This window comes from Sorangium sp. So ce375 (assembly GCF_051473855.1).
GTDB lineage: Bacteria > Myxococcota_A > Polyangia > Polyangiales > Polyangiaceae > Sorangium.
In genome coordinates this window covers 5414778-5436378 of sequence record NZ_CP150335.1, presented here as the reverse complement: position 1 = coordinate 5436378, position 21601 = coordinate 5414778, and the positions used below count along the sequence as shown (strand labels likewise).

Annotated in this window: 16 protein-coding genes and 2 riboswitches; of the genes, 11 read left to right on the top strand and 5 right to left on the bottom strand. The window is 72.1% G+C overall.

What is annotated here, in order from left to right; genetic code table 11:
* Nucleotides 1–645 precede the first annotated feature (645 nt).
* The 4 genes from WME90_RS20175 to WME90_RS20160 all read left to right on the top strand — a co-directional run bounded on the left by WME90_RS20175 (nt 646) and on the right by WME90_RS20160 (nt 5160).
* Nucleotides 646–1797: a hypothetical protein gene (locus WME90_RS20175; RefSeq protein WP_437282791.1), complete on the top strand. Its 1152-nt coding sequence runs from the start codon at nt 646–648 to the stop codon at nt 1795–1797.
* Between the two features lie 263 nt (nt 1798–2060).
* Nucleotides 2061–3524: an alkaline phosphatase D family protein gene (locus WME90_RS20170; protein ID WP_437282790.1), complete on the top strand. Its 1464-nt coding sequence runs from the start codon at nt 2061–2063 to the stop codon at nt 3522–3524.
* A gap of 249 nt (nt 3525–3773) precedes the next feature.
* Nucleotides 3774–4259, top strand: coding sequence for a hypothetical protein (locus WME90_RS20165; RefSeq protein ID WP_437282789.1), 486 nt, complete (start codon nt 3774–3776; stop codon nt 4257–4259).
* Between the two features lie 10 nt (nt 4260–4269).
* Nucleotides 4270–5160 (top strand): hypothetical protein, encoded by an 891-nt coding sequence (locus WME90_RS20160; protein ID WP_437282788.1) that lies wholly within the window; start codon nt 4270–4272, stop codon nt 5158–5160.
* Between the two features lie 60 nt (nt 5161–5220).
* Here the strand turns inward: WME90_RS20160 and WME90_RS20155 are convergent, their stop codons facing one another.
* The gene (locus WME90_RS20155; RefSeq protein ID WP_437282787.1) at nt 5221–5388 is read right to left on the bottom strand and encodes a hypothetical protein; all 168 of its coding nucleotides are present in this window, start codon (nt 5386–5388) and stop codon (nt 5221–5223) included.
* Between the two features lie 135 nt (nt 5389–5523).
* Here WME90_RS20155 and WME90_RS20150 point away from each other — a divergent pair, with 135 nt between their 5' ends.
* From WME90_RS20150 to WME90_RS20140, 3 genes are all read left to right on the top strand, one after another.
* Nucleotides 5524–6675 (top strand): alpha/beta hydrolase, encoded by a 1152-nt coding sequence (locus WME90_RS20150; RefSeq protein ID WP_437282786.1) that lies wholly within the window; start codon nt 5524–5526, stop codon nt 6673–6675.
* Nucleotides 6676–6950: 275 nt separating this feature from the next.
* Nucleotides 6951–7176, top strand: a riboswitch (cobalamin riboswitch).
* 158 nt (nt 7177–7334) lie between these two features.
* Nucleotides 7335–9407, top strand: a complete 2073-nt coding sequence (locus tag WME90_RS20145) for a TonB-dependent receptor plug domain-containing protein (RefSeq protein ID WP_437282785.1) — start codon at nt 7335–7337, stop codon at nt 9405–9407.
* Complete coding sequence (locus WME90_RS20140) at nt 9401–10630, top strand: hypothetical protein (RefSeq protein WP_437282784.1); 1230 nt, start codon at nt 9401–9403, stop codon at nt 10628–10630. The genes WME90_RS20145 and WME90_RS20140 overlap by 7 nt, the downstream gene beginning before the upstream one ends.
* A 31-nt stretch (nt 10631–10661) precedes the next feature.
* On the opposite strand, the gene WME90_RS20135 is transcribed toward WME90_RS20140, so the two are convergent.
* Both WME90_RS20135 and WME90_RS20130 read right to left on the bottom strand, forming a co-directional pair.
* Entirely contained in the window at nt 10662–11618 is a 957-nt protein-coding gene (locus tag WME90_RS20135; protein ID WP_437283627.1) for a ribonucleotide-diphosphate reductase subunit beta, read from the bottom strand.
* 59 nt (nt 11619–11677) lie between these two features.
* Nucleotides 11678–14176: a ribonucleoside-diphosphate reductase subunit alpha gene (locus WME90_RS20130; RefSeq protein WP_437282783.1), complete on the bottom strand. Its 2499-nt coding sequence runs from the start codon at nt 14174–14176 to the stop codon at nt 11678–11680.
* 252 nt (nt 14177–14428) lie between these two features.
* Nucleotides 14429–14635: riboswitch (cobalamin riboswitch) on the bottom strand.
* Between the two features lie 116 nt (nt 14636–14751).
* On the opposite strand from WME90_RS20130, the gene WME90_RS20125 reads away from it, so the two are divergent.
* Nucleotides 14752–15606: an NAD-dependent protein deacetylase gene (locus tag WME90_RS20125; protein WP_437282782.1), complete on the top strand. Its 855-nt coding sequence runs from the start codon at nt 14752–14754 to the stop codon at nt 15604–15606.
* A 25-nt stretch (nt 15607–15631) separates the two neighbouring features.
* Here WME90_RS20125 and WME90_RS20120 read toward each other — a convergent pair whose 3' ends face one another.
* Entirely contained in the window at nt 15632–16207 is a 576-nt protein-coding gene (locus tag WME90_RS20120; RefSeq protein WP_437282781.1) for a prolyl hydroxylase family protein, read from the bottom strand.
* Between the two features lie 122 nt (nt 16208–16329).
* Here WME90_RS20120 and WME90_RS20115 point away from each other — a divergent pair, with 122 nt between their 5' ends.
* Both WME90_RS20115 and traA read left to right on the top strand, forming a co-directional pair.
* Complete coding sequence (locus tag WME90_RS20115) at nt 16330–19248, top strand: helix-turn-helix domain-containing protein (protein ID WP_437282780.1); 2919 nt, start codon at nt 16330–16332, stop codon at nt 19246–19248.
* Between the two features lie 192 nt (nt 19249–19440).
* Entirely contained in the window at nt 19441–20760 is a 1320-nt protein-coding gene (gene traA, locus WME90_RS20110) for an outer membrane exchange protein TraA family protein (protein WP_437282779.1), read from the top strand.
* Nucleotides 20761–20787: 27 nt separating this feature from the next.
* Here traA and WME90_RS20105 read toward each other — a convergent pair whose 3' ends face one another.
* Complete coding sequence (locus tag WME90_RS20105) at nt 20788–21276, bottom strand: type II toxin-antitoxin system RatA family toxin (protein ID WP_437282778.1); 489 nt, start codon at nt 21274–21276, stop codon at nt 20788–20790.
* Nucleotides 21277–21307: 31 nt separating this feature from the next.
* Here WME90_RS20105 and WME90_RS20100 point away from each other — a divergent pair, with 31 nt between their 5' ends.
* Nucleotides 21308–21529: a Uma2 family endonuclease gene (locus WME90_RS20100; protein WP_437282777.1), complete on the top strand. Its 222-nt coding sequence runs from the start codon at nt 21308–21310 to the stop codon at nt 21527–21529.
* Nucleotides 21530–21601 lie beyond the last annotated feature (72 nt).

The window sequence follows — 21601 nt, the reverse complement described above, 5'->3', positions numbered from 1 at the left end:
GCGCCCCTTGCGCCCTTGCGGTTTCTCTCTTTCCTGCATTCTTTGCCCTTGGAGCTCGCTTCCTGGCAGATCGGTCGGGCCTCGCAACCCATTGAATTCAGGCAACTTTCATCCTCGACTGGAGCCCCCGCCGACGTGCTCCTGCCGCGCCCGTGCGATGGATTCGGACTGCCGCCCCCGCTGCCCGGACCGCAGGAGCCGGCGCTCTTGCCGCCGCCCTGCGCCGCCTCGCCGCCACCACCCCCGTTCGCGCCTTGCCCGGCTCCACGCCCCCGACCTCCGCGCCCCCCACCGCCACCCCCACCGCCACCTCCGCCCAGGATCCACGTGCCGGGGTTCATGCCAGGTATCGCAGGGATGTTCGGAACCGGAGCCGTGCGCGCCATGGCGCCATGGTTTCCAGCAGGCGCGTGCAGTCAACCTCTCGGTGTGCGGGGAGGTGGCAGCCACCAGCGTAGGATGCCGTCGTGATAGACTCGGCACACACGTAGTGTCATTTCGCACGCAGATCTGTAAACGTTGGGGCACACGTAGTGTCATTTCGCATGCAGATCTGTAAACGTTGGGGCACACGTAGTGTCATTTCGCATGCAGATCTGTAAACGTCGGTACACACGTAGTGTCACAGGCCATCCAGGGTCTGGATTGCGCCAGGCGCTGCCCCTGTCGCTCCCGTCGTCGGAGCGCGCGCTCGCCCTCGCGGCCCTGGGGGTGCTCGCCTCCTGCGCGACGCTCCCGTCGGAGGGCGACGAGGGCAGCCTGCCGAACGCCCACGCCGGACCGTTCCGGGAGATCGCGGGGGAAGAGCTCGGCAACGCGCGGACGGCCCCGCACGTCATGGAGGACGACGAGCGCTCCGTGCGGGACGCCTCCGTCGTCGATCTCGACGGCGACCCCTCGACGCTCGCCGCCGCCGGCTTCTTCGCCGCCACGCTCCACCCCGAGGACGCCGCGCCAGACCCCCTCGCTCCGCCGAACGCCATCGTGCGTTACGACGCCGCGGACGGCCGCTCGTTCGAGCGATCGTCCGCGACGGTCCTCGCGCCGGAGCTGCCTTGGGAGGGCGGCACGGTGGCGGCCCCCTCGGCGCTGCTCGTGCGCGACGAGATCTGGCTCTACTACGCGGCGGCGGGCGGCATCGGGCTCGCGCGCAGCGCCGATGGGCTCGCCTTCGCGCGCGAACCGGCGCCCGTGCTCACGCCGGGCGCCGACGGCGACGGCTGGGAGCGCGGCGCGGTCCCGAGGAGCCCCGGTGTGGTCCGCCTGCCCGACGGCTCGCTGCGCATGTTCTACGAGGTCGCCGGCGAGGCGGGCGCCTCGTCCCTGGGCGAGGCGCGCAGCGACGACGGCCTCGTCTGGGAGCGCATCGGAGGCGGTCCGGTGCTCGCGCCGGCGTCCGTCGTCGGCGCCGGTGCGCCGGAGGGCGCCGGTGCGCCGGAGGGGGAGGGCGAGCCCTTCGACAGCGCGGCCGTCTCCGATCCCGCCCCGGCGCTCGCCGTCTCCGCCACGGGCCGACCGCTCCTTCGCGTCTACTACGCCGGAAGGGACAGCGCAGGGCGCTCGGCCATCGGCCTGGCCGCCCGCCTGGGCTACGACGGCCCGCTCCAGCGCGCCGTCGCGCCGGTGTTCGGCGCGTCGTCCGCGCTCTCGCCGCGCGCGCCCTCGGCGGCGATCTACCCCGGGTTCTCGCTGCTGTTCGTCACGCAGGCGGCCGGGGCGCGCGACGGCCAGGGCTACCCCGTGGTCGCCGCCGGCGTCGCGCCCGCCGACGCCGCGCTCCCGCCCCCCACGCGGTGAGCACGACCACGCGTTGAGCACGAGAGGCGCGCGCTCCTGGCCCGATGCCGTGCCGGAGCCGTCGACCCTCGAAGCGAGGCCTCCGGCGATCCGACGGCCAAGCGATGGGCAGGGGCCGCGATGGGCAGGGGCCGCGATGGGCAGGGGCCGCGCGCGAGGCCCCTCTTGCGAGAGCCTCGAAAGAGCTGGAAACTTAGGGCTCGGACGCCCAAGACGGAGCATAGAGAACACGAGCCTGACGAGCTCTCGCCCAAGAGACGAAAATGGCACTCAAAAGCGCGATCATCGGCCACACGACGCAGACAACCAGCAGGATCCTGGCCGTCTTCGAGAGGCCCAAGGCGAAGGCGAGGTTGGCGTTCGTGGATGACAACGGCGTTCACACGCTCGACGCGCCGATCACCAGCGCACCTCCGTACGGGCTCGCCACGTTCGAGCTGACGGGGCTGAGCGGCGAGAGGATCCGTTACGGCATCGTCGAGCACGACGCGGGAGATCCGCTCCCCACACCATCGGACAACCTGAGCATCAACTGCTCCTCCTTCCGCACCATCGCGAACGGGCCGATCCGGATCGGCCTCGTGAGCTGCAACGACATCGACAACCACGAGTTTCCCAAGGAGAGGCGCGGGGCGATGTGGCGCGCGCTCAGGGCGCTCGTCGACGAAGGCAAGGTGGACCTCCTCGTCCACGCCGGAGATCAGATTTACGGCGACGGCGACCCCACAGGGTGGTCGCCCTCGGAGGGACGGACCGCCGCGTACCGCAGGCACTACGCGCAGACGTGGTCGCACCCCGACGTGGCGGCGGTCCTCGGTAGCTGCCCGAACGTCATGATGTGGGACGACCACGAGATCTACGATGGCTGGGGGTCGAACAACAACGACGGCACGCCCCAGGCCGTGGAGCGCTACAGGGCTGCGGAGCAGGCCTTCAAAGAGTTTCAAATGGCGCTGAGCCCAAAGGACCGCCTCAGCAGCTCGGGGTTCGGCTGGATCGCGAAGTATGGAGACATGGCCATCCTCGCGGTCGATGGGCGGTCGCAGCGCTCGTGGAAGAACGGGACGATCCTGGGCAAGCAACAGCTCGACGACCTGGAGATCAAGCTCAACCAGCTCGCCAAGCTCGAGCTCAGGCACCTCCTTGTCGTGGTCGGCACGCCCGTCGTCTACGTGCCGCTCGCGGCCGCCGAGACGCTCACGAGCGTGTTCGCCAAGGCCGCTGTCGACGACATCCGCGACGGCTGGGCAGCCTCCAACAACCAGAACGAGTGCAGGCGCTTCCTGATGTCCCTCATGAATTTCGCTGGCTTCAGCCCTGGCACCCAGGTGACGCTCCTGGGCGGCGACATCCACGTGGGCACCATGGCGCATATCGACACGATCCTCGGGTTCGGGCAGCCTCGCTCGCGACCGCGCATCTATCAGGTGACCGCATCCGGCATCGCGCGACCCGCCCCCAAGGGGATACTCGCCATGGTCCTCTCGCTGTTGACCAACGGCGGGAGTCAGAACCTGTTCAACGGCGACATCAAGGGATTCCTCCGGGAGATCTCGGGGTCCGAGCACAAGTACTGCGTCACGCAACGCAACTTTGCGATCCTGGATCCGAGCGACGGCGGAGCAGACTGGGACAAGAACAACAACCTGGTGGTCCGCTTCCACGTGGAGAGGGACAACGGCACCGTCGGGGTCCTCGAACAGGTCCTCCCGAGGGTGCACACGTAGGCGGCACGCCACGCGCGACGAGCGGGCGGCACCGACCGGCCCGCGGTCACACGAGGTGACGGCGGGTGGTCGTGAGCATTTCCTGCACGCCTGTCAAACGGGCGGCCGCTCGTTGCCGCCTTGCCCGCCTTGCTCAGAGATGGTGTCTCTCCTTGCCACGGCAGTCGTCGCGGCGTGGCACGGCCGATGCTCCGGCGCTCGCGTTCGTCGCGGGGGTGCACGCAGCGCCGGCACCGGACCGGAGGCACAATGAACACGAGAACGCCGTCCCTTCTCTTCGCCGTCGCCCTCTCGCTGGTCGCCTGCAAGAAGGAGCCTCCCTCGCGCTGGGACGAGGCGGCGACCAAGGCACCCGCGCCTGCCGTGAGCGCCGCCTCCGACATCAAGCCAGGATCCGCGTTCAATGCGCTCTTCCCCTCGGAGGGGACCGAGGGGATGAGCCGCGTCTTCACCGCGGAGAAGCCTGGCTACGCGGAGGCCAAGCTGCGGAAGGACGGCGGCGACGTGGCCGTCCTATCCATCTCCGACACGGCGGGCGATCCCCAGGCCGTCGCCAAGTTCGCGAACGCTACGGATCACCTCGCCGGCATGCCGGTCGTGACCGTCGGGAAGAACCAATCCGCGCTCCTCGTCAAGGATCGTTATCAGGTAAAGGTGTCATCCCAGACCCTGGACCCCGAGGCGCGCAAAGCGTGGCTGAAGCGATTTGACCTGAATGGTCTCGCGAGCCTCTGAAAGGCCCCCCATGACGCGCGAATCGATTCACTCCATCCTCGAAGGCCTCCCGAAGTCGAATATGACCACGCGGCTGCTGGGGGCGCTCGACTACATCGTGCCGGGCGAGTGGCAGAACGTCACGAGCTTCGAGGAGATGATCAAGCTCGTCACCGGCGAGGAGGACCAGGGCCTCATCCAGCAGGTCGGCGAGCGCGCGATCGCCCTCTACGCGGGCTCGGAGCAGGGGTACCAGCGCGCGGTCCGCATCTTCCGGCTGGTCGACGACACGGGCGGCCTCGCCGGCGTGGCGACGATCGCACGCAAGATCGGCGATGCGTCGGAGTTCTTCTCCTTCCTGTCGAAGATCACGCCCAAGGCCGACACCACCCAGGCCATCGACGCGGGCGTGAAGCTCGTCGCCGAGCTCGCGGCGTTCTGCTCGATCAACGGGCTGCCGGGCGACAGCATCGGCGACTTTGCCGCCTCGCTCGCCAGCTACGAGAAGGACGACGCGATGCGCCTCGCCGCCTGGATCGTGTGCGACGGCATGATACCGCTCGGCCCCGACTTCCTCTCGCGGGTGCTGGACTCCGTTTCGAGCGCGACGAATGAGCAGCTCGGCCAGCAGAGCCGCTTTGCGCGCCTCCTCGGATACCTGCCGGGCGGGAGCGTCGATGCCAAGCGCGAGATCATGAAGGAGAGCCTCGGCGCGTCGCAAACGGCGATCGCCGGGTTCATCGCGAAGAGGGGCATCGAGCGGCAGGGCGCGCTCGAGCGGATCAGCGGACACCTCGGCGCGGTCGGCGGCAAGCTCGATTGCCTCGCCGCGGCGATCGATCTCGCCACCAATTACTTCGAGCACACCGGCATCCAATCCGTGGCTCGGCGGGTGATCTCGCGGGCCTACGGGGAGATCTGACGGGCGGGCGCGGGCCGCGCTGCAGGCCGGCGCCGGCACCCTGCTTCCGCGTACCGCGGGTCAGAAATCCTGCCAGGAAAGCCGGTCGAACCTTACGTGATCCGCGTCCGCCGCGACGTGGGCCTGCGCTCGGGCGGCGATCATCCGCACCGTCGTGCCGCCCCTGCCGTGATCCGCGAAGAGCAGCTCCGCGGCGTCCAGCTGCGCGTCCTTCGTACCCTTGGCCATGGGCTCCGTCCCGGATCGTAGCACACCGCCGTCGATTGAAACAGTTGTTTGATTTGGTTGCCCGAGACTCAAACAGGTGTCTGACTCCGACCGCTGGCGCCGCCCGCGGGTCCCCTGCGGCGCACGGAGGCGAAGTTGGTCGACTACCCGATCGGTTACCGGTCCTTTCACCGCGACGTGGCGCTCAACTACCAGCTCAACCGCTGGCTCCCGGTGATGGAGGAGGCGGAGGTCACGAAGCTCGCCGGGGAGGTGAGCTCCGCGGCCGACTTCAGCCGCGCGATGCGCACGCTCGCCGAGCGCACCGCGGCGGAGGGCCGGCACCTCCACGCCTCGAGCTACTTCCGCGCGGCGGAGTTCTACTTGCCCTTCGGCGATCCGGAGAAGGGTCGCTGCTACGACGCCTATCGGGAGCACTTCGATCGCGTGGCCGCGGCGCTGCCGCTGGAGCGGCGCGACGTCCCGTTCCGGGGCGGGGTCCTCCCCGCCGTGCGCTTCGCCGCGCGCGGGCCGGCGCGGGACACGATCGTGCTCCACGGCGGCTTCGACTCCTACATGGAGGAGTTCTTCTTCTGGGGGCCGGATCTCGCGGCCCAGGGCTTCGACGTGGTCATGTTCGAGGGGCCGGGCCAGGGCGCGGCGCTGCGCCGGCACGGCCTCACCATGAGTCCGGCCTGGGAGGAGCCGGTGGCGGCGGTGCTCGACCACCTCTCCATCGAGCGCGCGAGCCTGATCGGGCTCTCGCTGGGCGGCTGCCTGGGGATCCGCGCGGCGGCCCACGAGCCGAGGATCGAGCGCGTTGTCGCCTGGAACATCCTCTTCGACTTCTACGACTGCTTCGCCGCCCGCATGCCCCCGGCGCTGGCCCGCGCCCTCGCCGAGAAGAGCGACGCCGGGGACGACGACGCCGTGAACGCGACGCTCGCATCGCTGGCGAGCGCGGGCCCGGAGGTGGCGTGGGCCCTTGCGCACGGGCAGCACATCAGCGGCTCGCGGACGCCGGCGGACTTCGTGCGCTGGCTGCGCGCCATGAACACCCGCGCGGCCTCGCCGCGCGTGCGGCAGGACGTGCTCCTCCTGGCCGGAACCGCCGACCACATCGTGCCCCTCCACCAGCTCACGCAGCAGATGGAGGCGCTCACGGGCGCGCGGTCGGTGACGGCCCGCATCTTCACGGCCGCCGACCACGCGGCGAGCCACTGCCAGGTGGGGAACCTGCCGCTCGCGCACGAGGTGATCGCGCGGTTCCTCGACCTCCAGCTCCGCCCCCGCGACGAGCAGCGCTGACGGCGGGCGCGCTCGGGTCTCCCAGTCCGCGTCCCCTGGCGAAGACGTGGAAGCGGCCGTCGCCGCCGCGCGGGCTTGGATCATCGGGCGCTGGACGTCACGTCGCGGGCGGCCTGCTTCTAATAAGGAAAATCAGTTTCGAGTGACCCACGGCACGCGCGTACACGACTGTCAAGCGAATTCCGGTTCTGTCTCGGGTGTGCGTCGCTGGTGGGCCCGGGGACGGAGCGCGCTGGGCTCTCGCTTCTGCGTTGACATCCTGCGTGACGGGTGCAACGTGTCGCCCCGCCATCGGTGCTCGTCCGGCCAACACCTGGCGAGCTGAAAAGGGAACCCGGTGAGAATCCGGGGCTGCCCCCGCAGCGGTGAACGGGAACGACCATCACCAACAAGCACTGGGACGCACCCGAGCGGCCTGGGAAGCGGTGATCAGTAGGAGAGCGGCCGGCGACGGCCGCAGCGCCCGTGAGCCCGAAGACCTGCCGAAGGTGCGCGCGCCGGTGGTCTGGCGCGCGCTGACCTGAGCCTTCGAGGGGAAGGCGCGCAGGCTCTGGACCACCTCGCTCGCGCGCGGTGCCGCAGCCGTCACGCAGCCCCCTCGCTTCGGCTCTCAGCTCACCCGGAGCAGCGCTGGGTCGACGCGGGCAGGCGGCGTGTGAATGGTGGATTCCTCTGATCGTCGGTCGCATGGCCGCCGGAGCGCCGGCGCGGCGTGCGGGCTCGCGCTCGCGGTCGGCTGCGCCGTGGCAGGCCTGCGGGCCGCCCGCGCCGACGAGCTGCGCGGGCCGGAACCGGAAGGAGCGCAGGCAGGCGATCGCGCTGCCGCTCCGCCGCTGGAGGTGCGCGTCGAGGGGGACCGCGTGCGCGCGCCCGCGCCGCCCAAGGACAGGTCCGTCGCGGGGTCGGTGCTGAGCCGCGATCGCCTCACCGGCGCGGGGCTCGGGGCGGCGGACGTGCTCCGCACGCAGCCGGGCGTCCACGTGACCGAGACGGGCGGCTTCGGCGGGCCGGCGACCGCCGCCCTCCGGGGAGCGACCGCCACGCAGACGCCGGTGTACCTCGCCGGCGTTCGCCTGAACGACGACGTCGTGGGGACGGCGGATCTCTCGCTCGTGCCCCTCTGGCTCATCGAGCGCGTCGAGATCTACCGCGGCAACGCGCCCGTCGAGGCCGACCGCCTCGGCCCTGGCGGCGCGATCTTCTTCGAGCCGCGGCGGCCTTCCCGGACGACGGCCGGCGTGGGCGCGATGGCGGGCTCGTTCGGCGCGCGGCGCGGGTGGGCGTTCGCCGGCGCCAGCGCGGGCCCGGTGAGCGCGATCGTCGGGGTGAGCGCGGAGGCCGCCGAGAACCGCTACGCGTTCGCCAACGATCGCGGGACGCTCTTCGACGCGAGCGACGACACCCTGGAGCGCCGGCAGAACGCCGACGTGCGCACGATCGACGCCTGGGCGCTCGCGCGCGTCGAGCTCGGGGGCGGCGCGAGCGTCGACGTGATCGCGAACGGCACCGATCGCGAGCAGGGCATGCCGAGGCTCGCGCTCCTGCCGTCCCGGAGGGCGCGGGGGGAGTCGCGGCGCGCGCTCGCGTCCGTCGTGGCGCGGGTGCCCTTCGGCGGCGAGGCGCAGCACACGCTCGAGGCGCGCACCTCGTTCATCGACGCGCGCTCGGAGGTGCACGATCCCCTCTTCGAGCTCGCGCTCCTCACGCCGGAGCTCCGCCTCGCGGGCCGCCGCCTCGAGCAGACGCTCGGGGCGACGCTCGCCTTCGCCGACCGCCTCCGGGTGCGGCCCGTGGTCTCGGTCGCGCGCGAGGGCATCTCGCGCGCGCCGGACGATGTCCCGCTCGCGCGCGCGCGGCGCTCGTTCGCGCGCGGCGCCGTCAGCGCGGAGGCGCGCCTCGGCGAGGGGCTCGCGCTGCACGCCCTCGCGAGCGGAGAGTGCCACGCCACCGGCGCGGACCGGGAGCGCGCCTGCGACGTGCTGGTCCCGACCGGCCGCCTCGGCGTGGAGGCGGGGAGCGACCGGCTCCGGTTCCTCGCGACCGTGGGCCGCTACGTTCGCGTCCCGACGCTCGGCGAGGTGTACGGCGTCTCGGGCGTCGTCCACGGCAACGTGGAGCTCGAGCCGGAGTCCGGCGCGACGATCGAGGCCGGGATCCGGGCGCAGACGGGGCGCGGCGCCGTTGTGCGCGGCGCCTTCATCGACGTGTTCGCGTTCGGGAGCGCGGTGTCCGGGCTCGTCGCGTACGCGCGCTCCGGCCAGGGGTACGTGACCCCGTACAACGTCGGCCGCGCCCGCGTCGTGGGCGCGGAGCTCCTGGCCGGGGTCGAGGTGACCCCGTTCCTCCGCGCGGAGATCGCCGCGACGGCGCTCGATCCGCGGGACACGACGCCCGGGCGGACGATCAGGAACGACGTCCTCCCGTTCCGATCGCGCCTCGTCGTCGCGCCGCGCCTGCACGCCGAGTGGAAGCGCCCGGACGGCGCCGTGCTCTCGGGCGCGTCCGGCGAGCTCCGGGCCGTGTACCAGTCGAGCCGGTACGCCGACCCCGCCGGCCTCGGCGTGATCGCGGAGCAGGCGACCGTCGACGTCGACGCGGAGGCGATGTGGCTCGGCGGGCACCTCGCGGTGAGGGGTCGCGTCGCGGACCTGCTGGACGCGCGGCGTACGGATGCCGTCGGGTTTCCGCTCCCAGGACGGAGCGTGTTTTTCACACTGGAGTCAACATGGTGAAGGTCAGTCTATTTGCGATCGCGATCTCGATTCCGCTCCTCGGGTGCAACGTGGATTCGCCGCCGCCGTCGACGGGCGGCGTCCCCGGCGATGGTCCGGGCGCGTGTGAGAGCGGCGTCGTCATCGTGACGAGCGACTACGAGTCGACGAACATCGTGGTGTCGGAGCTCGACGGGACCACCCTGTCTCCCTCCTTCGTGTCGAGCGGCGCGGCGAAGCCGGGGCTCAGCCTCGCGCTGTCCGGCGACGTGGACGTCCCGGGGGCTGCGCCGGCGTCCGGCCGCGTCGTCCTGCTCGATCGGTTCGGCACGAACGTGATCACCTGGATGGATCTCGAGACCGCCGAGGTCCTCGCGCAGCTCCCGGTCGGGCAGGGGTTCGAGTCGAACCCTCAGGACTACATCGAGGTGGGCGCGGACCGCGCGCTCGTGTCGCGCTACGGGAGCAATCCGAGCCCGGGTGCGGAGCCGTTCGACGAGGGCGGCGATCTCCTGATCGTCGACATGAAGGACTACTCGATCGCGGGGCGCATCGCCCTGCCGGAGGAAGAAGAGGGGCTCCTGCCGCGCCCGTCGGGGATGGCGCGCGTCGGCGACGACGTGGTCGTGGCGCTCGGCCGGCTCGCCGCGGACCTCTCGACCGTGGGTGAAGGGCGCCTCGTGGGCGTCTCGCCGAAGGAGAGCGCCGTCGCGTGGACGGTCGACCTCCAGGGGCTCTACGGCTGCGGCCGTGTCGCCGTGTCGCCCTCGGGAGAGCGGCTGGCCGTCGCCTGCTCGAGCCGCTTCAACGCTGAAACGATGGAGTACGATCCGGCGACGAGCGATATCGTGATCTTCGACGCGCGCACGTCGCCGCCGGAGGAGCTCAAGCGGCTCGGCGTGGGCACGGCGCTCGGCGCCGCGGTCCAGCCCTCGCTCGACTTCGCCTCCGAGGACGTCCTCCTCGCGACGGCCTTCGCGGGCGGCGCGGCCGCCGGGGACCGCGCCTTCTCCGTGAGCATCGCCACGGGCGAGGTCACGCCGCTCGCCGAGGCGACCCAATCGTACGCCTTCGGCGGCGTGCATTGCTCGCCCGGCTGCGGCGACGTGTGCCTGCTGAGCGACGCGGAGAAGAACAAGCTTCGGCGCTGGAAGGTGACCGCGAACGGCGCGCTCGAGCCGCTGGAGGACGCGACCGTCGACACCGAGATCGGGCTCCCGCCGCGAGGGATCGGCGGGCTCTGATCGGCCCCTGCGGGCGGTACGTCGATCGACGTCAGAACGAGGCGTCGAGCACGACCTCCCCGGAGACGCCGACCTGATACGCGGAGACGCGGCGCTCGAAGAAGTTCGTGACCTCCTGGACGTCCTGCAGATCCATGAAGGAGAACGGGTTCTTCGCCCCGTAGCGCCTCTGCATGCCGAGCGTGGCGAGCCGCTGGTCGGCGCAGAACTCGAGGTAGCGGCGCACGTCGCGCGCCGACATGCCCGCCACGCCGGCGCCGAGGAGATCCTCGGCGAACCGGGCCTCGCAGGCGATCGCCTCATCCATCATGTCGAGGATCGACCGCGAGAGGCCTGCGTCGAAGAGCTCGGGCTCCTCGCGCCGCACCGTGTTCACGACCTCGAAGGCGAAGCGCATGTGCGCGCTCTCGTCGCGGAAGACCCAGCTCGTCCCGGCGGCGAGCCCATGGAGCAGGCCGCGCGAGCGCAGGAAGTACACGTACGCGAACGCGCCGAAGAAGAAGAGCCCCTCGACGCAGGCGGCGAAGCAGATGAGGTTCAGGAGGAACCGCCGCCGCTCGGCGCGCGAGTCCAGCCGCCCGAGCGATTCGATGGAATCGAGCCACTTCATGCAGAAATCGGCCTTCTGCCGGATCGAGGGGATGTTCTCGACGGCCGCGAAGGCGCGGTGACGGTCCTCCGGATCGGGGATGTACGTGTCGAGGAGCGTCAGATAGAACTGGACGTGGAGCGCCTCTTCGTAGAGCTGCCGAGACAGGTACATCCGCGCCTCCGGGGCGTTGATGTGCCTGTACAGGTTGAGCACCAGGTTGTTCGCCACGATGGAGTCTCCCGTGGCGAAGAACGCGACGAGGCGCTGCACGAGGTGCCGCTCGGCGTCCGTCATCCTCCGCAGGTCGCCCACGTCCGTGGAGAAGTCGACCTCCTCCACGGTCCACGTGTTCTTGATGGCGGCGCGGTACATCTCGAAGAAGGCCGGATAGGCCATCGGGCGCAGCGTGAGGCACTGGCCCGGATCCAGGAGGCGCGCGGGGCGGCTGACGCGGCTCACTGGCAAGCCTCGCACGCTTCGGGGTTCTCGAGCGCGCAGGCAACGTCCGCGGCCGCCTTCGCCGGCGGCGCGGTCACCCAGCCGCCCTGGCGGCGCGGCCCGGCGTCGCCCTCGGGCGCGCGGTCGGGCGCCGCCTCCACCGTGGCCTTGGCGATGCGCGTCGCGGGGCGCGATCGCAGGTAATAGGTCGTCTTGAGCCCCTTCTTCCACGCGTGGAAGTACATGCTCGAGAGCTGACCGATGGTGGGGTTCTCGACGAAGAGGTTCAGCGACTGGCTCTGATCGATGAAGGCGCCGCGATCCGCGGCCATGTCGATGAGCGAGCGCATCGGGATCTCCCACGCCGTCCGGTACACGGCGCGCAGCTCCTCCGGCAGCTCGTCCATGCCCTGGACCGAGCCCTCCGCGAGCTTGAGCCGGGCGCGCGCCGCGTCGTTCCAGGCGCCGAGCCGCTTGAGCTCCACGACCAGGTAGCGGTTCATCTGCAGGAAGTCCCCCGAGAGCGTCTCGCGCTTGAAGAGGTTGGACACCTGCGGCTCGATGCACTCGTAGCAGCCAGCGATCGACGCGATGGTGGCCGTCGGCGCGATGGCGACGAGCAGCGAGTTCCTGAGCCCCTCGGCCTGGACGCGCGCGCGGAGCGCGTCCCAGCGCGCCGTGTCCTCCGGGACGGCGTCCCACGCGTCGAACTGGAGCTCTCCGCGCGCGGCGCGCGTCTCGTCGAACGCCGGGTGTCGCCCCTTCTCCGCCGCGAGGTCCGCGGAGGTCGAGAGCGCGTGATAATATACCTCTTCCGAGATCCGCCTGGAGAGGTCCCGCGCGGCCGGGGCGTCGAAGGGCAGGCGCATCTGGAAGAACACGTCTTGCAGGCCCATGAGCCCGAGCCCGACAGGCCGCCAGCGGAGGTTCGATCGCCTCGTCGAGGCGATGGGGTAGTAGTTGAGGTCGATGACGCGATCGAGCTGCCGGACCGCGGTCTGCACCGTGCGCGCGAGCTTCTCGAAGTCGAAGCCGACCACGCAGCCTTCCCGCGCGATCGTGTGGCGAGCGAGGTTGATCGAGCCCAGGTTGCAGACGGCCGCCTCCTCGTTCGAGGTCACCTCCAGGATCTCGGTGCAGAGGTTCGAGAGGTGGACGACCCGTCCCGGCAGCGCCGTCTGGTTGCAGGCGCGGTTCGACTTGTCCTTGAACGTCATCCAGCCGTTGCCCGTCTGCGCGAGCGTGCGCATCATCCGCGCGTAGAGCTCGCGGGCCTTCATCGTCTTCTTCGCGATGCCCGCCTGCTCGGCCTCGACGTAGCGACGATCGAACTCCTCGCCGTAGAGATCGGGGAGATCGCGCACGTCCTTCGGGTCGAACAGGCTCCATTCGCCGTCGGCCTCGACCCGCCTCATGAAGAGGTCCGGGACCCAGCTCGCGAGGTTCAGGTTGTGCGTGCGCGCGGCCTCGTCGCCGGTGTTGTCGCGCAGCGAGAGGAACTCCTCGACGTCGGCGTGCCACGGCTCGAGGTAGACGCAGCAGGCGCCCTTGCGCTTGCCGCCCTGGTTCACGGCCGCCACGGACGCGTCGAGCGTCTTGAGCCACGGCACGATCCCGCTGGAGTGCCCGTTCGTGCTCTCGATGAGCGAGCCGCGCGACCGCACCCGGTGGTAGGCGAGCCCGATGCCGCCCGAGAACTTCGAGAGCATCGCGACGTCGGTGTAGCGCTGGTAGATGGTCTCGAGGTGATCCTCCGGCGAGTCGAGCAGAAAGCAGCTCGAGAGCTGCTCGTGGCTCGTCCCGGCGTTGAACATCGTGGGTGAGCTCGGCAGGTAGTCGAGCGACGAGAAGAGCCGGTAGAGCTCGATGGCCTGCGCCGCCGTCTCGGACAGCGCGCACGCGATGCGCAGAAAGAACTGCTGCGGCGTCTCGATGACGAGGCGCGCCTCGGGGTGCTTGAGGAGATAGCGGTCGTAGAGGGTCCGCAGGCCGAAGTACTCGAGCTCGTGGTCGCGCCCCGGTTCGATGGCGTCGTTCAGCTTGCGGGCGTTCTGCGCCACGAAGGCGTGGAGCCGATCGTTGATGAGGCCCAGCCGCCGACCCACGGCGATGGACTGCGAGAAGGCGTGGATCTCCTGATTGCGGACCTCCTTGTCGATGGTCGTGGCGAGCAGGCGCGCCGCGAGCTTCGCGTACTGGGGCTCATCCGCGATGAGCGACGCCGCGGTCTGGATCGAGAGCTGATCGAGCTCGCGCGTCGTCGCGCCGTCGTAGAGGCCGCTGATGGTCTTCGTCGCGACGCGGAGCGCGTCCACGTCGGACAGGCCGGCGCAAGAGCGGCTCACGGCCCGGACGATCTTGTTGACATCGACAGGCTCGCTCGCCCCGCTCCGCTTCTTCACCCGCATCGTCGTGTGCGGGAGCGTCTCCTCCGCGCCGGCGCTCCTCAGGGCGGGCGCGTGGAGCGCGCGCAGCGGCGCCGCGCCGTTGCTCTTCACCAACGGTTCGTTCAGCATGGCATCCTCCTCGTGCTCGTTCCGAGCGGTCCCGGACCGCTCGCGTCCATGCCGCGAGAGCGAAGAGGCCAGCCGATGCGCACGCGTGCGCCAGGCTCGTTGGAGGAGCCCTCGGACCGACCGCTCGCCCCCGCGGGCGAAAGGAAGACAACGCGGGAGGGGGTCGGAACCGGGACAAGCGCGAGAGTCTGCGCCAGCTCGGACCTACCCGCCTCCCTCGAGGCTTCCAGGTCAAACCCGCGCGGGATGTCTCCCCGACGCAGGATGTTGGCAGGTCTTCGGACTTGCGAGCGCTCCGGCTCTCGCCGGCTTCCTACGGTCCACCGCTTCCCAGCCCGAGGGCCAGTGCGCGTCGTGGAGATCGTTCTCGCTTACCGCTGCGGGGCAGCCCCGGATTCACACCGGGTTCCCTTTTGAGCCCCGGGCCGAGCCCGAGGCACCAACATGGGGCACTACATATGGTGGTGCGGTGAGCCGGTCAAGCGAGATGTTGTGGGGGAGCTCGTTGGCGTGGTCGCGTGGTCGCGTCGTCAAACGCTGGCGGTGCGCTCCGCGGCGGGCCACAACCCGGGTGTATGCCGCTCAGCGAAGCGCGCTCGGCCGATCCGCTCGACGACCTCGTCGCGCTCCTGCGCGGCAGGCGGATCGTGGCGCTGACGGGCGCGGGGTGCAGCACCGAGTCCGGCATTCCGGACTATCGAGGGCCCGAGACGCGGCGCCGCGCGCGGAACCCGATCCAGGGGCGGGAGTTCTCCCGCTCGGCCGAGATCCGGCAGCGCTACTGGGCGCGCGCCGTGATCGGCTGGGAGCGGTTCTCCAGGGCCGAGCCCAACCCTGCCCACCGCGCCCTCGCGCGGCTCGAGCACGGCGGGCCGCTCGATGGCCTCATCACGCAGAACGTCGACGGCCTGCACCAGGCCGCGGGCAGCCGCCGCGTCATCGAGCTGCACGGGACGCTCTCGGAGGTCGCCTGCCTCGAGTGCGGCGCGATGGAGCCGCGCGCGGCCGTCCAGGAGCGGCTCCTCGCGCAGAACCCCGGCTGGCTGCGCCTCGCGGCCGACCTCGCCCCCGACGGCGACGCCGATCTGCCCGCCGAGCACGTGGCCGGCTTCCGGGCGCCGCCGTGCCTCCGCTGCGAGGGGCTGCTCAAGCCGCGCGTCGTCTTCTTCGGCGAGAACGTGGCGCGGCCGATCGTCGACGCGGCGTTCGCGCTCGTGGACGCGGCGGACGCGCTCCTCGTCGTCGGCTCCTCGCTGGCGGTCTTCTCGGGCTACCGCTTCGTGCTGCGCGCCGCGCAGCGAGGCATCCCGATCGCGATGATCAACCTCGGCGCCGCGCGCGGCGAGGAGCTCGGCGCGCTGAAGATCGATGCCCTGGCGGGCGAGGTGCTGCCGCGCCTCGCCGACGCGCTCGGCGCCGCGCCCCGGTGAGGCGCCGCGCGGGCCGCGCTGGGCGTCACCCGCGCCGGTACATGACGTCGGAGCGGAGCACGTACTTGCTCCCCCGCGTCACCGGGGCGCCGCGGTGGAGCCGGCGGTGCTCGAACAGGAGCGCCATCCCGCGCCGGGGGGCGATGCTCTGGCCGCCCCAGAAATCGGTCGTGCCGCCCTCGAAGCCGTCGTTCAGGTAGATCATCGCGGTGAACAGGCTCCGCTCGCCGTCGGATCGCACGAACGACCCGTCGCCGTGCCAGTTGAAATATTCGCCCTCGGTGTACCGGTAGTAGCGGAAGCGCTCGTTCAGCCCGACGGCGCGGTGGAGGCCGAAGCTCGGCGGCGTCCACCGCGCGAGCCGCTCCCAGAGGCGCGCGGCGAGGTCCGCATCGTCGATGATGACGCGGCCGTTGTTGCGCACCTCGAGGTGGACGATCTCGGTGCCTCCGATCGGCGCCTGCTCGAAGCCTCGCGCCTCGGCGAGCTCGATGAAGCCTTCGCACTCGTCGGGCGACAGGACGTTCGTCACCGTGAAGATGCGGAGATCGTCGGTGTAGGCGGTGCGCTGGGCGGGTCGTTCGGCGTGCATCGTGCTCATGCCGGGAGCGTGTGTCCTGGCGGACCGGATCCGGAAGGGCGCGACCGGGCAGGACCGGGCAGGACCGGGCGGCGCGGTGGACACGAGAGCGCGGCATCGCCGATGATCGAGCGCTCGCACCGATGGCACGGGTCTCCAGGGCGGGCCGCGGCGTGGAGCCCGCGGTCCGCTTCAACCACACGCTCCTCCAGCGGGCGCGGCTCGAGCTCGACCTGACGCAGGAGCAGGTCGCCGCGTCGATCGGCGTCGACGTGCGCACCTACCGCCGTTACGAGTCGGGCGACGTCAACGATCCGCGGCTCGGCTTCTCGGTCCGGAGCCCGTCCCGGCGGCGCATCCTCGAGAGGATCGGCGCCGAGCTCGGCCTCGCCGAGGCGGAGCTGCTCGTCGTCGAGGCCGGGGTGGCGCCGGTGGATCCCACCGCTGAGGAAGCGGGTGCAGCGAGCCAGGGCGTGGAGGCGCCCGCCGGGGTCGAGAGGGCGCCTGCCGGGCCGGCGGAGGCGATCGCGGCGGCTGACAGGGCGCCTGCGCGGGCGGCGGAGGCGCTCGCGATGGCTGACAGGGCGCCTGCCGTGGCCGAGAGGACGCTTGGCGGGCCGGCAGCGGAGGCGACGGCCGGCGCGCCCATGGCGTCGCAGGGAGCCATCCCGGGCTGGCGCCCGCTGCACGCGCACACGCTCCAGCGAGCGCGGCACTTCGTCGGGCGCGTGGAGATCCTCGATCGGCTCGCCGCGTGGGCCGACGTATCACCGCCGTGCCCCCGGGTGATCGCGCTCCTCGGCGTGGGCGGGGCGGGCAAGACCGCGATCGCCGAGCGCTTCCTCCAGGGGCTCGGCGACGCCCCGCGGCCCGGCGGGGTGCTCGTCTGGAGCTTCTACGACGACCCCAGGACCGAGGCGTTCCTCGACCAGGCGGCGGCCTACTTCGCGCTGGGCGCGGGCGCCTCGGGCCCGGCGGCGCCGCGGCCGCCGGCGGCGCCCGGAGAGCAGCTCGCGCGGCTGAAAGAGGCGCTGGGGCAGGGGCCGCCGCACCTGATCGTGCTCGACGGGATCGAGACCGTGCAGGCCGAGGGGGGCGCCGGGCGCGCGCACGGCGAGCTCCACGACGCGCTCCTCCGGCGGCTGCTCTGCGCGATCGCCGCGGGGCTCGGCGGCGCGCGGGCGCTCGTCACATCGCGCTTCGAGCTCGCCGATCTGTCCGCCTGGGCCGAGGGCGGGCTCGCGACGATCCGGCCGGGGTCGCTCTGCGAGGGCGACGCCGCGTCGCTCCTGCGCCGCTGGGGCATCCGCGGTGACGACGGCGCCCTCGGCGCGCTCTTCGAGACGACGGGCGGCCACGCGCTCTCGGTCGCCGTCCTGGGCTCCTACGTGGGCGCGTTCCTCGGCGGCGACGCGCGCCGGCTCACCGCGGCGCACGCGGCGCACCTCGCCGAGGCCGAGCAGGACGACGTCCTCGCCCGCCGCCTGAGCTCGGTGCTCTCGGCCTACGCGCGCGCGTTGCCGCCGGGCGAGCGGGATCTGCTCGCGCGCCTCTCGGTGTTCCCTGGCGGCGCCGGCGAGGAGGCGCTGCTCCAGCTGATCCGGGCCGGCGGCGAGATCGCGGGCGCCATGGCGGGGTGGGGCGCCGCGGAGCTCGCCCGCGGGCTCGCGCGGCTCGAGCGGCTGGGGCTCGTGTTCGCGGCGCGCCCGGACGAGCGCTGCTACTCGACGCACCCCTTCGTGCGGCAGCACTTCAAGTCGCTGCTCGGGGTCTCGCCGGAGCGCGTCCACGCCGCGGGGAACGCCGCGCCGCCGCCGCGCCTCGACGAGGCGCCGCGCCGGGCGCCGCAGGAGGGCCGGGCGGTCGACGCGTACGAGGCCATCCTCACCGAGCTGCTCGGCGCGGGGCGGGCGCGCGAGGCGTACGAGATCTACGCGCTCGGCCTCGGGGGCTTCGCGCACCTCGGGCTCAAGCTCGGCGACATGGCCCGCGGCGCCCGCATCCTGCGCGCGTTCGCCGGCGGCGACGACCCCCGGGGCATGCCGGCCTCGCTGCCCGCGCGGGTACGCGCGTCCCTGGCCTACGACGCGGGGCTCTACGCGGGCGCGCTCGGCGACCTCGCGTTCGCCTGCGCCTGTTACGAGGCGCACAACGAGCTCGCCGGGGCGCTCGCCGACCCGGCGATGCTCGCGACCGGCCTGCGCACGCTCGCGTACACGGAGCGGCTTCGGGGCGGCCTGACCGGCGCGCGCGGCCTGCTCGAGCGGTCGGCGGCGATCGCGGAGCGCGCCGCGGATCGCGCCCACGCGGCGCGCGCGCAGGCGCTCCTGGGCGCAGTGCTGCACGATCTCGGCGAGGTCGACGCGGCGGGCGAGCGCTTCGCGATCCTGCGGCGGCTGGGCGACGCGCCGGTGGCGCGCCGTGCGCTCTGGGAGGCGGAGCACGACCTCGCGCTCGGGCGCCACGACGAGGCGCGCGAGGCCACGGAGCGGAACCTCGCCGAGTGCAGGCGGCGGGGCTGGGAGGGGCACGTCGCTCACGGCCACACGCTGCTCGGCCTCGCGCTGCTGGAGGGCGGCGGCGGCGTCGCGTCGGCCGAGGCGCACCTCGTCGAGGCGCGCCGCTGGGCCTCCGCGACGGGCGAGGTGGAGGTCGCGCTGCGGTGCCACGAGCTCGCGGCGCGGATCGCGCTCGCGGCCGGCCGGCTCGACGACGGCGCGCGGGAGGCGCTCTCGGGGCTGCACGCCGCGGAGGTGTGCGGGTTCGGCCCGTTCCGCGCGCGGCTCGCGATCGTCGCCGCGCGGTGCGCGCTGGCCCGCGGCGCGGGGGACGCGGCGTCCGCGGCGGCGCTCGCCGACGCGGCGGTGGCGTGGGCGGGTGAGGACGCGTGGGCGCGGGCGGACGCGCTGCACTGGGCGGGCGTGGCGCGCGCGGCGACGGCGCGCGGCGAGGAGCGCGCGCGAGGGCGGGAGCTGCTCGCCGAGGCGGCGGCGCTGCGGGAGCGCCTGCGCCACCCTGGGGCCGGAGCGTCGCGGGAGGCGCTCGCGCGGCTAGTAGGTTGATGAGGGCCCGGCGCGCGCGCCGGCGAACGGAACGGCGAGGGCGGACACTCCGCTGTTCACCGTCGGGATCGTGCCGGCGAGGGGGATTTCTGGGCTCCGCCTTACCAGCGCGGGATAACGTGGCGTCCAGTGAGCCGCGGGGTGTCCGCGAGCGGCCGCGTAGTTGTGCTGTCTCCCTTGCTCGGAGCGACAATGTTCCACCGACCTTCCAGACTGACGATCTCTTTCGTACTCGCCCTCTCCATTGCGCTGGGGGCATCGGGCTCCGCGAGCGCCGCGCCGGTGATCATCGCCGGAGATCCGGTAGCGCCGCTCCCCGCCGAGCCAGGCACCGGCCTGTGCGGCGCGCAGCGGTTATCGACGGACCCGGAGGGCGACTTCTACGCCCCGTTGGCCGGTGCCGCGGAGTTCATCGAGAAGATGACCACGTTCTTCGATGCGGGGCAGGAAGAGCTCGTGAGCTCCGTGGTGCGCACACCGCTCGATTTATCGAACAACTACGAAGCTGGGAGCGAGTGGCGCTTCGGCGATTTCCTTGATGCTGTCGACGGGTGCCCGACAGGAGGGTGCGCCTTCAATGCGAACGAACCCGACGTGTCGTTCGGCATGCGCTTGCGCGGCTACCTGGCCGTGCCGCCCGAGAACGTCGACAAGCCGGTCCACTTCGGCCTCTACGCCGACGACGCCGTGGCTCTGGTGATCTACGACGCGGCCCAGGCCGCCTATCCGGTGCTGGTGCAGTCCCCCGCGCTCGGCCGCCCGAGCTGGCGCATGACGAACACTGTCACGTTCGCCCGGGAGGGCCTTTACCCGGTAGAGCTCCTCTACGCCGGGATCGTCGAGCATTCAGAGCTCGAGATGTCTCTTCTGGTAGGCGAGTTCCAGGACTTTCAGCTCGGTGCCGGCGAGCTCGCCGGCACGAGCCTTGCGATGGCCGGCTTCACGCTCCTCGAGCCGGCGGCGTTCCATCGGAGCGTGGCGGGCGACGCCTCCGCGTCGGACGAGGACACGTGTTCGCAGTGCGGCCGCGATCAGGCCGGCATGGTTGGAGAGGCGACCGGCTGCGAGCCGGGCTCTTACTGCAACGACGCCGCGCTGTGCGCGCCGTGCGCCATCGACGCCTTCTGCGGGCCTTCGTGCAGCCCGTGCGGCGCCCAGACGCCGCGCTGCGCCCTCGTGGAGGGGACGCCGGCGTGCGTCGCGTGCGTGAGCGAGGCGGACTGCGGTGCCGGTGAGGTCTGTGACCCCGCGGCGCACGCCTGTGTGGTGCCGCCCGGCCCCGATACGGGCGCCGGCGGGGCCGGGGGCGGCGGCGGCGGCGCGGCGCCCGAGCCGGGCTCGACAGACGGCGAGAGCGGCTCCGGATGCCAGTGCCAGATCGGCGGCGAGGGGCGGCCGGGCGGCGGGCTCGCGTTCGCGCTCGCGGGGCTCGGGCTCGGGCTCGCGCGCGCTCGTCGCCGGACGCGCGCGGCCTGGCGGTGGAGCGCGCCCGCGGAGCGCGGATCGCGCTGAGCTCCGGCCGCGCAACCTCGCCGCGCGTCAGACGGCTGCCGGGCCGCGCCGCGGCAGCCGCTGCAGGATGTCCGTCGTCTCGGCGCTCTGCTTGAGCCCTGCGAGGCGCTGCTCGATGTCGCGCTTCAGCACGGCCGCCATCACCGGCTCCAGCACCGGGGCGAGGACCTGCGGGCGCGCGGTGAAGTTGTAGCGAAAGGTGACGCGCGTCCGCTGCGGCGACAGCGCCTTGAAGAGCCATGCGCCCGAGAACTGGCGGAAGATCCGCGGCCCCTCGACCATGGTGACGGCCACCTGCTCCGGCGGGTTCAGCGTGATGTAACGGGCCTCCATGGACATCCCGTTCTTCGCCCGCACCCACACCCTCACGCCGACGGCGGGCTCGGTCGCGCCGTCGCGGTAGCGCATCTCGCGGAGGAACGGGTCCCACTCGAGCCGGAGGTCGTAGTCCTGGGACAGCGCGAAGAGCTCGTCGGAGGCGGCGTCGATCTCGGCGGTGCTCTGGATCGTGGGCATGGCGCTGAGGATAGGGGCGCGACGCGCTGGCGTGGCATACTGCCGGACCATGAACGAGCCGGCGCGCGGGATCGTCCGGACATACGCCGAGTACCTCGAGCAGGAGCGGGCGAGCCCGACGAAGCACGAGTTCCTGAACGGCGAGATCTTCGCGATGGCAGGCGGAACGCCGGAGCACGCGCGCCTGTGCGCGTGCGTTGGCGCCGAGCTCGGGGCGCAGCTCCGCCAGGTCGCGGCAGCGGCAGAGGGGTGACCCCGTTGCCGTGATGATGAGCTCCCAGCCATCGGCTGGATGAGCAGCTTGCTCCGAGCGTCGTTGCGCCGC